11 protein-coding genes are annotated in these 13027 nt (G+C 65.7%); 6 read left to right on the top strand and 5 right to left on the bottom strand.

Annotated elements, in window-relative coordinates; genetic code table 11:
• Positions 1-22 precede the first annotated feature (22 nt).
• Together AC1DQQ_RS09970 and AC1DQQ_RS09965 are read right to left on the bottom strand one after the other, a co-directional pair.
• Positions 23-616: an acetate uptake transporter gene (locus tag AC1DQQ_RS09970; protein ID WP_478030979.1), complete on the bottom strand. Its 594-nt coding sequence runs from the start codon at positions 614-616 to the stop codon at positions 23-25.
• 101 nt (positions 617-717) lie between these two features.
• Positions 718-2019: an aspartate kinase gene (locus AC1DQQ_RS09965; RefSeq protein WP_478045066.1), complete on the bottom strand. Its 1302-nt coding sequence runs from the start codon at positions 2017-2019 to the stop codon at positions 718-720.
• Positions 2020-2072: 53 nt separating this feature from the next.
• Here AC1DQQ_RS09965 and ubiG point away from each other — a divergent pair, with 53 nt between their 5' ends.
• Positions 2073-2813 carry a bifunctional 2-polyprenyl-6-hydroxyphenol methylase/3-demethylubiquinol 3-O-methyltransferase UbiG gene (gene ubiG / locus AC1DQQ_RS09960; RefSeq protein ID WP_478045064.1) on the top strand — a complete coding sequence of 247 codons (741 nt, stop codon included), beginning with the start codon at positions 2073-2075 and terminating at the stop codon, positions 2811-2813.
• A gap of 136 nt (positions 2814-2949) precedes the next feature.
• On the opposite strand, the gene AC1DQQ_RS09955 is transcribed toward ubiG, so the two are convergent.
• Complete coding sequence (locus tag AC1DQQ_RS09955; RefSeq protein WP_478045063.1) at positions 2950-4551, bottom strand: alkaline phosphatase D family protein; 1602 nt, start codon at positions 4549-4551, stop codon at positions 2950-2952.
• A 123-nt stretch (positions 4552-4674) separates the two neighbouring features.
• Here AC1DQQ_RS09955 and AC1DQQ_RS09950 point away from each other — a divergent pair, with 123 nt between their 5' ends.
• Positions 4675-6132, top strand: coding sequence for a DUF2029 domain-containing protein (locus tag AC1DQQ_RS09950; protein ID WP_478045061.1), 1458 nt, complete (start codon positions 4675-4677; stop codon positions 6130-6132).
• On the opposite strand, the gene AC1DQQ_RS09945 is transcribed toward AC1DQQ_RS09950, so the two are convergent.
• Positions 6110-7306: a glycosyltransferase gene (locus AC1DQQ_RS09945; protein ID WP_478045059.1), complete on the bottom strand. Its 1197-nt coding sequence runs from the start codon at positions 7304-7306 to the stop codon at positions 6110-6112. The two genes, AC1DQQ_RS09950 and AC1DQQ_RS09945, sit on opposite strands and share 23 nt — an antisense overlap.
• A gap of 10 nt (positions 7307-7316) precedes the next feature.
• A complete protein-coding gene (locus AC1DQQ_RS09940) occupies positions 7317-8288 on the bottom strand; it encodes a hypothetical protein (RefSeq protein ID WP_478042621.1) in 972 nt (323 codons plus the stop codon).
• Positions 8289-8563: 275 nt separating this feature from the next.
• Here AC1DQQ_RS09940 and AC1DQQ_RS09935 point away from each other — a divergent pair, with 275 nt between their 5' ends.
• The 4 genes from AC1DQQ_RS09935 to AC1DQQ_RS09920 all read left to right on the top strand — a co-directional run bounded on the left by AC1DQQ_RS09935 (position 8564) and on the right by AC1DQQ_RS09920 (position 13025).
• Positions 8564-9667, top strand: a complete 1104-nt coding sequence (locus AC1DQQ_RS09935) for a glycosyltransferase (protein WP_478042620.1) — start codon at positions 8564-8566, stop codon at positions 9665-9667.
• Positions 9668-9766: 99 nt separating this feature from the next.
• Entirely contained in the window at positions 9767-10348 is a 582-nt protein-coding gene (locus AC1DQQ_RS09930) for an ANTAR domain-containing response regulator (RefSeq protein WP_478042618.1), read from the top strand.
• Positions 10345-11556 (top strand): CmpA/NrtA family ABC transporter substrate-binding protein, encoded by a 1212-nt coding sequence (locus AC1DQQ_RS09925; RefSeq protein WP_478030964.1) that lies wholly within the window; start codon positions 10345-10347, stop codon positions 11554-11556. The genes AC1DQQ_RS09930 and AC1DQQ_RS09925 overlap by 4 nt, the downstream gene beginning before the upstream one ends.
• A gap of 230 nt (positions 11557-11786) precedes the next feature.
• Positions 11787-13025 carry a nitrate/nitrite transporter gene (locus AC1DQQ_RS09920; protein ID WP_478030962.1) on the top strand — a complete coding sequence of 413 codons (1239 nt, stop codon included), beginning with the start codon at positions 11787-11789 and terminating at the stop codon, positions 13023-13025.
• Positions 13026-13027 lie beyond the last annotated feature (2 nt).

Here is a 13027-nt window from a genome sequence, read left to right as displayed (position 1 = left end):
CCCTGCGCAGGCACTTCGAATGTCAGGAAACGACAGGGCCGCCGACCGGCACGATTTGTCGTCCCCAGGTCGCATTGGTGACGAAGGCGAAGCTGCCGTACATCGCCAGCGATCCGCAGAGCAGGCCGAGCCACCCGCCGAGATGGCCCAAAGCGGGCTGCCCCAGCGCCGCGCCCAGTCCCAGCAGGAAGAATGTGGGCCAGAGCGTGAGGAAGATCAGGAAGACGATGCGCGCCAATCGAAAGGTGCTGATCCAGAGACCGAGCGTCAGCACGCCCCACAACAATAGCGCGACCCCGACCGTCGGACCCGCCGACGAAATATCGATCACGCCGGTGTGCGCGAAAATCTGCAGCAGGCCGAACCACAGCCAAAAGGCGCCATAGCTCAGAAAGGCCGTCATTCCGAAGGTGTTGGCAAGCCGGACTTCGAGCAAGCCGGCGATGAGCTGGATCAGCCCGCCAAAAGCGAGCGCCAATGGCACGACCACGCCTTCGCCACCCGCGGGAAGCAGGCCGGCGTTGATGAGGCTGAGCAATATCGTCGTGAAGCCAAAGCCCACGAGGCCAAGAGCGGCAGGATTGGCCGGCGCCGGCACGGTGTTTGAATCAGGCACGAACCTCTCTCCCCCTAAGCGATCTTGCAGTTGACCTAACAAACACGGTTCGCCGCCACACAGTCAAGCGTGCGCCGCTCCGTGAGCCTGTTCAGCGTGCTTCAGGCCGCCGCTTCCTCGGCATCCAACCCATAAGCGGTATGCAGCACGCGCACCGCGAGCTCGGTCTCGTCCTCGTGGATCAGCACGCTGACCTTGATCTCGCTGGTCGAGATCGCCTGGATGTTGATGCCGCGCTCGCCGAGCGTGGTGAACATCTTCGACGCGACGCCGGCATGGCTCTTCATCCCGACGCCGACCACCGAGATCTTGGCGACGCGGGTGTCGTGGACCAGTTCCTCGAACCCGATCGATTCCTTGGCCTCGTTCAGCGCCTGGATCGACCGCGCCAGGTCGACCGCGGGGACGGTGAAGGTGACGTCGGTCGACCCCGCACGCCCAGCGCTCTGGTGCGCGATGTTCTGGATGATCATGTCGACGTTGATATTGGCCTTGGCGAGCGGCGCGAAGATCGCCGCGACCGAGCCCGGCGTGTCGGACACGTTGGTCAGCGTGATCTTCGCCTCGTTCTTGTCGTGCGCGATGCCGGTGATCAGCTGGCGTTCCATGTCGTCGATCTCCTCTTCGCCCACGATCATCGTCCCGGGCAATGTATCCGCCATCGGCGCGTCGTCGCCAGTGAACGACGACAGCACCTGGACGCGGACATTTTCCTTCATCGCAAGGCCCACCGAGCGCGTCTGGAGCACTTTCGCCCCGACGCTCGCGAGCTCGAGCATTTCCTCGTACGTGACTTTCTTGAGCTTGCGCGCCCTCGGCACGATACGCGGGTCGGTCGTGTAGACGCCGTCGACATCGGTATAGATGTCGCAGCGATCGGCCTTCATCGCCGCCGCCACCGCCACCGCCGACGTGTCCGATCCGCCGCGGCCAAGCGTCGTGACGCGGCCCTGTTCGCCGTCGGCGCTGTCGGCGACGCCCTGGAATCCGGGTATCACCGCGACCTGGCCCGAGGAGAGCGCGAGGTCGAGCGCGGCAGTGTCGATCTCCTCGATCCGGGCAGAGGCATGGGCGTCGCTGGTGTGGATCGGCAACTGCCAACCGAGCCAGCTCCGCGCCGGCACGCCGATCGCCTGGAGCGCGATCGCAAGCAATCCGCTGGTGACCTGTTCGCCCGCCGAGACCACCACGTCATATTCGCGCGGATCGTAGAGCGACGACGCTTCGCGGCAGAAATTGACCAGCCGATCGGTCTCGCCGGCCATTGCCGATACGACCACGGCGACCTGGTTGCCGGCATCGACCTCGCGCTTGACGCGATTGGCGACATTGCGGATTCGCTCGATCCCGGCCATCGACGTCCCGCCGAACTTCATGACAATACGGGCAGGGGTCGCGGCCATCGGAGGAGCGGAAGTCCTTTGGATTGGAGAGGCGCGCCTGATAGGAAGCCGCGATGGCAAGCGCAACCGTAACGTCTGTAACCACTATCGACCCCGAGGAAGCCGCGCATTTCGGCAAATTGGCGCGCGACTGGTGGGATCCCAAAGGCTCGTCGGCGATGCTCCATCGGCTTAACCCGCCGCGGCTGGGCTATATCAGGCGCCAAATCGATGCGCATTGGGGTGGCGATCTGGCGAGCTTCACGCCGCTGGCGGGGAAGCGCACGGTCGATGTCGGCTGCGGTGCCGGGTTGTTGTGCGAGCCGCTGGCGCGGCTAGGCGCCGAGGTCACCGGGATCGATGCCGCGGCGGAGAATATCGGCGTGGCGCGCACGCATGCGGCGCAATTGGGGCTGGCGATCGATTATCGCGCGGGCAGTGTCGAGCTGTTGGCCGGAGAGCGGTTCGACCTCGTCACCAGCATGGAAGTGATCGAGCATGTCACCGACCCGGCGGCGTTCGTCGCGGGGCTGGCTACCGCACTGGCCGAAGGCGGGTTGATGATCCTGTCGACGCCGAACCGCACCGCGCTGTCGCGTCTCGCGATGATCACGGTAGGTGAAGGCAGCGGGATGATCCCCAAGGGCACGCACGATTGGAGCAAGTTCCTGACGCCTGAGGAACTGACGGAGCTGGTCGAGGATGCGGGACTAAAGGTGATCGACGTCAGCGGGCTGAGCTTTTCGCCGGGTAAGGGGTTCAAGGTAAGCGACGACACCAAGCTCGACTATTTCCTGACCGCGGTTCGGGGGTAAATTTCCCTCTCCCTTCGGGAGAGGGAGGGAGCGCCCATAGGGCGCGGAAGGGTGAGGGCAGAGCGTTGCTCCAACCTGCCCTCACCCTTCCGCCGCTGCGCGGCTCCCTTCCTCTCCCAAGGGGAGAGGAATTCGGTCACGCCATCACATTCCGCCCACGCGCAACGCTCGTGCTATGCCCGACCACCGCATTGCGCGACTTCGCCCGCACCGTATCGACGAACAGCCAGTCGTTCGACACCTTCTCCGGCGTGATCGTCAGCGCCATGTAGCCGCGGTGCGAGGTGTCGCACCATTTGAGTTCGGGATTGCCTGCGACCAGCCCGGCGGCGACCGTCTTGGGATCGACCTTCACTTCGTGCTCGTAGCCGGGCGAGGTCACGCTGTGCCCGGCGAACTCGACGCCCGCCGCTTTGCCATCCTGCTTGAGATCGAACGCCCAGCCATTGTGGCTGTCGCCTGAAATCACCACCAGATTGGCATTGGTCCCCTGCGCCGCGCGCAGGAAACGGGCGCGCGCGGCCGGATAGCCGCCCCAATTGTCGTAATTGAACGGCAGGCCGAGCTTGCCCGCCTGGATACCGGCGAGGACGTAATTCTTCGCCCGCTCGCTGGCGTTCGGGTCGACCCAGCCAAGCGCGGCGGCGGGCATCACCGTCTCGCCCAGGATCGTGCCGAACCCGACCAACTGCCATTTCTGCCCTGCCGCGACCGATCGGCGCATGGCGTGGAACAGCCAGTCTTCCTGCTGCGTCCCCATCATCGTCGCGGCGGGATCCATCCAAGGGCCATCGCGGAACGCCTTGAGCGCCGCGACCGGGTCGGCCGCCTTGAACAAGGGCGCGATATCGGGCTGCTCGGTGCGCGCCAGCACGCGCGTTTCGGTGCGGAACAGCGTGGCGAGATCGCCGATTTCATAGGCTTTCCACGGCTCGTCGCTGACCGGCATCCATTCGCGATAGACCTGGATCGCGGCCATCTTGCGCAGCGTCCAGTCGCCTTCGTCGGGCTGGTGGTTCTCCGCGCCGCCTTCCCACGAATCATTGGCCGATTCGTGGTCGTCCCATTGCACGATCATCGGCAGGCGGGCGTGGAGCGCCTGGAGGTCGGGGTCGCTGCGATAGCTGGCATAGCGGATGCGGTAATCGGCGAGATGGACCAATTCGTTGGCCGGTTCGGTCGAACGCACCGTGTCCTTGGGGGCGGGATAGCCGCCGGTCTTATATTCGTAGAAATAGTCGCCGAGATGGATGGCGAGGTCGAGATCGTCGCGCGCCGCGGCGTGACCATAAGCGTTGAAATAGCCGAACGGCATGTTCGAGCAGGAGAAGATCGCCGCCCTGAACGCATTGGCCTGCGGCCCCGTCGGCAGCGTACGCGTCCGGCCGGTTGGCGATTTGGAGCCATCGGGACCGACGAAGCGGTAGAAATAATTGGTGCCCGGCTTGAGGCCATCGACGGTGATCTTGGTCGTCCAGTCACGCCACGGTCCGGTGATCGCCATGCCGTTGCCCGCGATTTTGGCGAAATCGGCCTGTTCGGACAGTTCGACCGTCAGATGGACGGGCTTGCCGTCGGCCGGGACGTAGCGCGTCCATAACAGCATCGAGTCGCTGGCCGGTTCGCCGCTCGCGACCGAATGGGTGAAGCCGGTCGCGTTGGTGACGTTGGTGGTTTGCGCGAACCCTGGGACGCTCCAGGCACCCAGTCCCAACGTGCCGGTGACGAGAACACCCAACGGCAGTATCTTATGGGTGGCCGGGTGGGGGAGCGGGCCGGCACCGCGAAAACCAATCTAAACGCCGGTTCCCTTGCGCGCTTCATGTGGCGCGTTCGTGACAGGTCCGGTACGGACGCGGCCATGTTGCTACGGATGATGCGTGGGGGGCAAGCGGGCGCGCCGCTGGTCCTGGGTCTGATCTTCCTGTTCGCGGTGCTGTCGGTGCTGCGGCCGGTCAATCATGACGAGAGCCAATATGTCGCCGCCGCGATCCTGGCGCGCAATGCATTGCCGTGGCGCGACTTCGCTTATTTCCAGACGCCGTTGCAGCCGGTGTTGTTCGCACCCTTCGCGGTCGGCCTGGGGACACTGGCCTGGCCGGGACTGCGAGTACTCAATGCGGTGCTCGGCGTAATCGCGGTGCTGATGGTCGGTCGTGCGGCGCGGGCGGCGGGCGTGACATCGCGGATGGCGATCATCGTCGCCGGCTTGTTTGCAGGAACCGACGTCCTGCTGTTCAGTGCGGGGACCGCGCGCAACGATGCGCTTCCCGCCGCCGCGTTGGCGGGTGCGCTGGTGCTGATCGTGCGCGCGGCGCAAGGGCAAGGCTCGACGCGCCACGCGCTGCTGACCGGGTTCCTGCTCGCGCTCGCTGCGGGAGCCAAGATCAGCTACGCGATCCCGGCGGTCGCTTATTTCGTCTGGGCATTGCTCGATCGGCGCCATCGTCCGGTGATGATCGCGCTCGGCACGCTGCCGGTAATCGCGCTGATCGGCTGGATGGTCGCGCAAGCGCCCGAGGCGGCGCGGTTCGAGATGCTGACCTTTCCGGCGCTCGCTCCCGACCAGATGTACCGCGATGCCGGGCGCGCGTTCAAATTGTCGCTCGGGTTCAAGGCGATCGACACGCTCAAATTCCTCGCGCTCGGCACGGCCTTGCCGGCGATCGTCGCGGTCGCGGCGCGCTGGCGGCGCGACGAGCAGGGCCTGGCGCGGCTGCTCGACATGTTGATCGTGGCGGGGCTGGTCGCAGCGTTGCTGCCCGAGCCGACCTGGCGGCAATATCTGCTTCCCGTTCTGCCGCCGTTGTTCGTGCGGCTGGCATTATTGTGGGAAAGCAGGCCGCCTGCGCGCTGGGAGCGGATTGCGTTCGCGGTGTTCTTCTTCGCCGGTCTGGCGCCGTCGGTCGAGGCAGTGGTGCTGACCGCCGAGCATGGCGCGCCGATGGCCAATGCGGTGACCGACGGCGCGCGGCTGACCGCGGCGATGGATCAGCAAGGCGTGACCGGGATGGTCGCGACGCTGTCGCCGCAATATGTCGCCGCGACCGGTCGAGCGATCGATCCGCGGTTCGCACCGGGGCCGTTCTATTTCCGCAGCCACGATCTGCTCGACCCGGCTAGCGAGCGGGCACTCAACCTGGTGTCGGCGAAGAATTTGGACGGCGCGGCACTGCCGGATGCGGTGCTGGTCGGTGGCGATGCCGATGCCGAAGGTGGCGATGCCGCGCTCGAGGCGAAGCTCGCGGCATGGGCGGCGCCCCACGCAGTCGGCATCGCGCGGTTGAACGGGAAGTTTACGCTCTACGTGCTGCGCTGACGCCGGCGCCGTCACGCGCGTCGATCAGCGACTGATAATAGGCCATCAGGTCGACGGCATGCTCGCGGTCGGTGCGGACGCGGCCGGCCGCGACTTTTGCCGCCTTGCGCAGGATAGCGGGTTCGCGCGCGAACAAGCGCTGGATCGCGGCAGCGGCCGACACGGCGTCACGCGCGCGATAGGTTTCGCTGGTCAGAGGGTCTGCCACCTCGGCACAGCCGCCGGTATCGGGGACAATCAGCGGCAGGCCCGACGCCATCGCCTCGGACGGGACCAGCCCGAACGGCTCGGCCTCGGAGCCATGGATCAGCGCGTCGGCGCTCGCCATGATCCGCGCCAGTTCGTTGCGTTCGTAAACCGGGCGGAACAGCCGGATATGCGGGTTGCCGTCGATCCGCGCCTCAAGCCGCTTGCTCTCGGGACCAGTGCCGAGCAGCATCAGGCCGACGGGCAATTTGTCGCCCGCCATGCGCACCGCATCGATCACCAGCGGCCAGCGCTTCTCGCCATGATGGCGGCCGATCCCGATCAGCAGATGCCCTTCGGGCGGCAAGTCGACCTGCCGCAGCATCGCCGCGCGCAACCTTTCGTCGCGCAGACCGGGTGAGAAATGGCTGCGCTCGATGCCCAGGGTCATCGCGGCATCGATCCGGACGCCGCGCCGAGTCAGCCGCTTCTGGAGCGCCGGGCCATTGGTGACGACGGTGTCGTAAAGCGTCAGAAAGCGGTTCATGTACCGCGCATAGAGGGCGCAGGCCTCCTCGATCTGCTCGGGCGGAGCCAGCCCCTCGAGCCAGCGCATCGGATAGGCCGCGATATTGTCGTTGTGCATGAAGAACGACTTGAGCGCGCTCCCCTGCCATTTGCCGACGATCCAGGCCGGGCGCCATGGCGACGAGGTTTCGACGACGTCGGGCTGTAATTGGTCGAGCCAGCGCCAGATCGGCTCGTAGCGTGAGAACAGGCCGTAATTCTTGTCAAACGGCAGACCCGGCGACTTGATATAGATGATCTTGCCGCCGCCAGCGCGTTCCTCGACCCGGTCTTCCTTGCCGCAGGCGATGCAGATCAGTTCGTGGCCCATATCGGCCATGATCGACATCTTGCGGTCGATATAGGTCCGCACGCCGCCACCGGTCGGCGAGTAGAATTCGTTGACGTCGACGACCAGCATCGCGCGCGGCCTAGATCTGGCGCTTGATCAGCGCCTGGACCGCGAAGAACGCGGCGAAGGCGACATGGACCACGAGGGTCAGCGCGGTGGTGAAGGCGATCAAATTGGCGAGATCGACATTGGTCGCGTTGCTGTTGCTGTGAACGAGAATCGCACTGGTCATCGTCGCGAAGACCAGATCCTTGTTCACGAACGGCAGGCGCGACACCAGCATGCGCACGGCGGACAGGATCAGCCAGGCGCCGATGCCGACATTGGGCAGCCCGAAATGCCAGGCGAAGGCGATCAGCACGCAGCCGACCGTCAGGCGCGCGGCATGAATCCAGAAAATCCACCAAAGCGTCTTGCGGTCGAGCGAGAACACTTTGCGCGAGAAGATCAGGAACGGAAGGCACATCGCGATCACGACGGGGATGCCGACGGCCAGGCCGGTATAATAACGTGGCGGCAGCACCTCGAGCGCGAACGGCAGCGCCAGCGCGGTCATGACCAAGGTCATCATGTTGCCGGAAATCGCCGACAGGATTGAGACGTCCTTGACCGCCCCGAACGGGGCCGCGACCATCGCCGCGCGTTGCCGCGCCCAGGCGTAGAAATAGGCATCGCCCGAATAACCGACCACCGCCTCGTTCGCGATGCGCTTCTTGATCAGAGCGCCGAATCCCTCGAAGGGGATTTTCCACAACCGGCGGAAGATGATGTAATCGCCGGTCGGCGGCGAAATGTAGAGCAACGCGAAGGCGATGTAATAGAGCCAGCTGTTGGGCGCAGCGTGGCTGAACCCGGCCAGGCCCGAGCCGAGCAGTTGCTTCGCCAGCCCCGCGATCATCGCCAGGCTCAGCACGCCGGCGATGATCATCGGCCAGCGGCTCTTCAGGCTCCTGACGGGTTCGAGCCCGGCGAGGTCCTCGGCCGCATCAACAATCTTGGGCGCCAGACCGGCGGCAGGATTGCTGGATGCCCCGACAAAGCCGCTGTTCATCGACGCTCCAAAATCTGTTCATCCAAATGCGGCAGTTTAGTCTCCAATCGGACCTGCCCGGAAATAATGGCCGCTTAGCGGCAACGCACGAGCACGACAATTGGCCCGCGACAAGCCGGTTGCCGAGAGCGCCGCGCGATTTGGGGGTGGAAAGGGCTAATGACAAGCACTATGTTGCGGTGCAGCATCGTTTCGGCGGCAAATAAGTCGGTTTTGCCCTAATTATTTCGCCTCCGAGAAACTTTTGACACAAATCGACGTTAGCGCGCCAATCCATGCTCAGTCCTTACGCCCCCGTAAGAATCCTGACTTTCGCTCATAGCCTTCAGGGCGGCGGGGTCGAACGCGCGATGTTGCGGATGATCCGCGGCTGGGTCGAATTGGGGCAGCACGTCACCTTGGTGCTGAGTTCGGCACGAGGTCCGCTCGCGGCCGAAATCCCCGACGGCGTGCAGCTGATCGAGCTGGGCACGACTCATTTCGGCATGATCCGCGCGCTTCCCCAGGCAGTGAAGAGCGCGGCGCCCGATATCGTGTTCTGTCCGGGCAATCATTATTCCAGCGCGGTCGCCTGGCTGAAGCTGCGGCTCGGTCGCGATTGCCCGCCGGTGGTGGGCAAGGTGTCCAACCGGCTCGACCGCGGGGATCAGCATTTTCCGGTGGCGCAGGGCTATCGCGCGTTCCTGCGTTCCTATCCCAGCTTCATCGATCATCTGGTCGCGATGAGCCCGGCAATGGCCGAGGAAACGGTGCGGATGACGGGAATCGGTGCCGATCGCGTCAGCGTGATCGCCAATCCGCCGAGCCCCGAGCCGATCGGGGCGCCGACTCCGCCGCTGCCGGGCGCCGACTATCTGATCGGGATCGGCCGGCTGACGCCGCAAAAGCGCTGGGACCGCGCGATCTCCGCGCTGGCGCGGGTCGAACGCCGCGACGTCAAGCTGATGATCGTCGGCGAGGGAGAGGTTCGCGGCGAACTGGAGAACCAGATCGACGCGCTGGGGCTGCGCTCGCGCGTCCATCTGCCCGGCTATTCGACCAACCCGCGCCCCGCTTTGGCCCAGGCGCGCGCGTTGGTGCTGACCTCGGACTTCGAGGGCGTGCCGGGCGTGCTGCAGGAAGCGCTGGCGCTCGGCACGCCGGTGGTCGCCACCGACTCGAGCGTCGCGATCCGCGAAATCGTCGCGCATCCACGCCTCGGCAGCGTCGTGCCGACCGACGATCCGCTCGCTTTGGTTTCCGCGTTCGACCATTGGCTCGCCCCCGGCCGGCCACGCCCCGACCCGGTGCCCGAACGCGGGCGCGATTCGATCGAACGCTATGTCAGGCTGTTCGAAGAGCTGGTGCTCGATCGCAAGCTCAGGGCATTGAAGGATTAATCCGTCCGCGGACCTTTCATTGTCCGGTTTACCCCCCAGCCAACCCCCCAGCCATAGGTAACTCTGGCGCGCCGCTGCAGCGCAGCATATGCTTACCCCATGCGGATCGCGATCATCGACACCAGCACGACTCGTGCGGCGATCATATCCGAAGGTCTGCGCGAGGCGGGACTCGACGATCTCGTCCTGATCGACAATTCGAACGCGCTGGTCGCGCAAATCGAGGCAGCCAACCCTGAAGTCGTGCTGATCAACCTCGAAAACCCCAGCCGCGACGTGCTGGAGGAATATTTCGCGGTGTCGCGGGCGCTGGCCAAACCGATCGCGATGTTCGTCGATCAGAGCAATCCCGAGACGACCGCCGCGGCGATCGATGCCGGCGTCTCGGCCTATATCATCGACGGTCTGTCGAAACAGCGGATCATGCCGATCGTCGATCTCGCGGTGCGACGCTTCAACGCCTTTTCGCGGCTCCAGGACGAACTCCACGAGGCGCGCAACGCGCTGGCCGACCGCACCGCGATCGACAAGGCGAAGGCGATCCTGATGCGCCGCCGCGCGATCGACGAGCCCGCCGCTTATGCCTTGCTGCGCAGCCACGCGATGCAATCCAACCGCCGCATCGCCGACGTGGCGGAAGCGATCATCACCAGCGCGGCATTGATGGGGGACGATATTTGACGCTCGACCGCATCCGGATCGGCTTTCTGCCGCTGGTCGACGCCGCCTTGCCGATTCTGGCGCGCGAGCGGGGATTCGCCGCAGCGCACGGACTCGAGATCGAATTGGTTCGCGATCTCAGTTGGGCGACGGTGCGCGACCGCCTGCTCTATGGCCATACCGATGCCGCGCACATGATCGCACCGCTGGCGATCGCCACCGCGCTCGGCCGTGGCCGCCCGGCGGTCGAGATCGACGTGCCGTTCGCGCTCGGCCTCAACGGCAACGCGATCACCTTCTCGATCCCGCTCGCGGCCGAAACGCTGGAAAGCGGCCAACTCGGCGACCCGCGGACCGTCGGAGAACGCCTCCGCCAGGTCGCATTGGCGCGGGCGCAAGCGGGTCGCCCGCTCCGCTTCGGCGTCGTCCATCGCTATTCGAGCCACAATTACATGCTGCGCTACTGGTTGGCGGCGGTCGGCATCCGGCCCGACATGGATGTCGAGATCGTCACGACCAGCCCGCCTTTCGCCGCGGACGCGCTTGCCGCGGGAGAGGTCGACGGCATCTGCGTCGGCGAACCGTGGAACAGCGTGGCGGTCGATCGCGGGGTCGGACGGATTGCGCTGGTGACGGCGCAAATCTGGCGGCGCGGGGTCGAGAAGGTGCTCGCGATGCGGCGCGAGACGGTGCGCGGATCGCCCGAATTGGTCGAACGGCTGATTCGTGCGCTGCACGATGCCGCGGCGCATTTCGTCGAGCCGGACGCAGCCGAAGAGAATGCACGGATCCTGGCGCAGCCCGCTTATCTGGCGGCGCCGGAGGAGACGATCCTGCGCGCGATCACCGATCGCGTCCGTTTGTCGCAAGGCGCGACCCCGCTCCACATTCCCGATTTCATGTTCCAGTTTCGCGAGGCGGCGAACTTTCCGTGGCGCAGCCAGGCGGCGTGGCTCTATTCGCAAATGACGCGGTGGGACGGCACGCCTTTCTCGGCCGAAGAAGCCGCCCGCGCCGAAGGCGTGTTCAGGCCGGACCTGTATCGCGCTGCGCTGGCTGGGTCGTCGGCGATCCTGCCGGGCGCGAGCTCGAAACTGGAAGGTGCGATCGGCGATCCGCTCGGTGCCGGATCGGTCCAGGGGCGGCTTGTGCTTGGCGCCGATCGCTTCTTCGACGGCCGCGCGTTCGATCCCGACGATGCGCAGGCGTATCTGGCGTCGCTGCCCTGATTTTTGCTGCAAGTGCGAAATAAGCTTGCGTCCGGCGAGCGAATCACGCATCATCCCTTTCGCAGGGCAATGACGCTCGGCACGAAATAACCGCGACGACCTCCACCGACGGGGGTAATTGCGGGGCGGGTCCGACGATCCGCCAAGGCAACGAAGCCGCCCCGACGCGCCAATATTGGCTGCCGTCGGGGCGGCTTTTTTCTTGTCCATCGCACGCGAAGGGGATCCGCATGGCGACCGCATTCTGGAACAGGGAACAAGGCAGGCAGCAGGACGGCTTCTGGTCGAGCGGGCATGTCCCGACGCTGATCGCCGCGTTCCTTTATTTCGACCTCGCCTTCATGGTCTGGGTATTGCTGGGGCCGCTCGCCCCGGAAATCGCCAAGACATTGGCGCTGACGCCGGCCGAAAAGGGCCTGATGGTGGCGACGCCGACGCTCGCCGGCGCAGTGCTGCGCGTGGTCAACGGCCTGCTCGTCGACCGTATCGGTCCCAAACGCTCGGGCACGATCAGCCAGATCATCGTCATCGCCGGACTGCTGACCGCCTGGTTGGCCGGCGTAACCAGCTTTGCCGGCACCTTGGCGCTCGGCGTCATTCTCGGGTTTGCCGGGGCGAGCTTCGCGATCGCGCTGCCGCTGGCGAGCCGCTGGTACCCGCCGCAGCATCAGGGCAAGGCGATGGGGATTGCCGGCATGGGCAATTCGGGCACCGTGCTCGCCGCTCTGTTCGCGCCCTTGCTGGCCAAGGCGTTCGGTTGGAACGCCGTGCTCGGCCTGGCCTGTATTCCGCTGGTGCTCGTGCTGATCGCCTATCAGTTGATGGCGCGCGATGCGCCCAACCGCCCCGCGCCCAAGTCGCTCGCCGAATATCTCCACCCGCTCAAATCGGCCGACGCCTGGTGGCTGATGGGCTTCTATTCGGTGACCTTTGGCGGGTTCGTCGGACTCGCCGCCTCGCTGCCGATCTATTTCACCGATCGCTTCGGGCTGACGCCGGTGGCCGCCGGCTATTGCACTGCCGCCTGCGTGTTCGCCGGCTCGCTGGTTCGGCCGCTCGGCGGCGCGATCGCCGACCGGATCGGCGGTGTGAAGGCACTGACCGCCGTGTTCGCCGCCGCCGCGCTCGCGCTGGTGGCGGTCAGCATGGCGCCGACCCTGGTCATGGCGATGGCGATGTTCGTGCTGGCCATGCTGGCGCTGGGGGTCGGCAACGGATCGGTGTTCCAGCTGGTGCCGCAGCGGTTTGCCGAAGAGATCGGCGTGATGACCGGGCTGGTCGGCATGGCGGGCGGCGTTGGCGGTTTCTACCTCGCCTCTTCGCTCGGCATCGCCAAGCAGCTGACTGGCAGCTTCGCACCCGGCTTCCTGATCTTCGCGGGACTCGCACTGGTCGCCGGACTCGGTCTGCTGATCGTCAAGCATTCCTGGCGCCGGCGCTGGGGCGCGGCGGCAGGCGTGCGGATCTGAAC

Source organism: Sphingomonas sp. P4_G3, from assembly GCF_056401105.1.
This window is presented reverse-complemented; position numbering and strand designations above follow the sequence as displayed.

Bases quoted from the DNA above. Each gene is read 5' to 3' on its own strand.
- AC1DQQ_RS09920 (WP_478030962.1), top strand. From the start codon at position 11,787: ATGGCGACCGCATTCTGGAACAGGGAACAAGGCAGGCAGCAGGACGGC.
- AC1DQQ_RS09940 (WP_478042621.1), bottom strand. From the start codon at position 8,288: ATGAACAGCGGCTTTGTCGGGGCATCCAGCAATCCTGCCGCCGGTCTG.
- AC1DQQ_RS09945 (WP_478045059.1), bottom strand. From the start codon at position 7,306: ATGCTGGTCGTCGACGTCAACGAATTCTACTCGCCGACCGGTGGCGGC.
- AC1DQQ_RS09950 (WP_478045061.1), top strand. From the start codon at position 4,675: ATGTTGCTACGGATGATGCGTGGGGGGCAAGCGGGCGCGCCGCTGGTC.
- AC1DQQ_RS09935 (WP_478042620.1), top strand. From the start codon at position 8,564: ATGCTCAGTCCTTACGCCCCCGTAAGAATCCTGACTTTCGCTCATAGC.
- AC1DQQ_RS09930 (WP_478042618.1), top strand. From the start codon at position 9,767: ATGCGGATCGCGATCATCGACACCAGCACGACTCGTGCGGCGATCATA.
- ubiG (WP_478045064.1), top strand. From the start codon at position 2,073: ATGGCAAGCGCAACCGTAACGTCTGTAACCACTATCGACCCCGAGGAA.
- AC1DQQ_RS09965 (WP_478045066.1), bottom strand. From the start codon at position 2,019: ATGGCCGCGACCCCTGCCCGTATTGTCATGAAGTTCGGCGGGACGTCG.